Genomic DNA, 584 nt, shown 5'->3' on the forward strand with positions numbered 1-584 from the left:
TCAGGGTCGGTCGTGCCGGCGACGAGCGCGTTGCCGCCGAAGTGATTGATCCGGCCGATCGCGAGCGCCACGTTGGTCAATGCGCTGCCGGTTCCCATGTCGCCAAGCAGCCCGGTCGTGTTGAAGGTCTGCTTCATGTAGTCGTATTCCGGAAGCGTTTCGGTCAACGTTTGCGAGAGCGCGGCAAGACGGGACGACGATGCGTCACTGCCTTTGCCTGCGTCGTGGAAGATGTATTCGAGGTCCGGAACCGCCACACCGGCATTGCGCGCTGCTTCATCGATGGTTGCCTTCCATGCCTGTACGGCGCGCGTCGTGCCGACCTTCCGCTCAAACGCCTGTGTATTGCCGGTTGCGGCCCTGCTGATCCACGCGAGCGGTTCGCGCTCGGTGTTGAAGTTCGGGCCGGCGAGGAACAGCACGACGAGATTCTCGTTGATCTGCGCGTCGGTAGGCGGGAAGTTCGGTGCGTCCCAGTTGATTGCCCAGACGGTCTTGTCCGGGTTCGCCTGCAAGTAGTCCAGCGCGTTGTTCAGCGACGTGAAGCCGGCGTTCGCACCGCCTTGGGTGATGTGCACATCGGG

At 62.8% G+C, this 584-nt stretch carries 1 pseudogene; it reads right to left on the reverse strand.

The features are described from left to right. Positions 1-584 (reverse strand): annotated as a pseudogene (locus tag J7024_RS37050) (virulence factor); the annotation flags it as partial.

The sequence above is a fragment of the Burkholderia sp. WTPI3 genome (genome assembly GCF_021483755.1).
Lineage (GTDB): Bacteria > Pseudomonadota > Gammaproteobacteria > Burkholderiales > Burkholderiaceae > Burkholderia.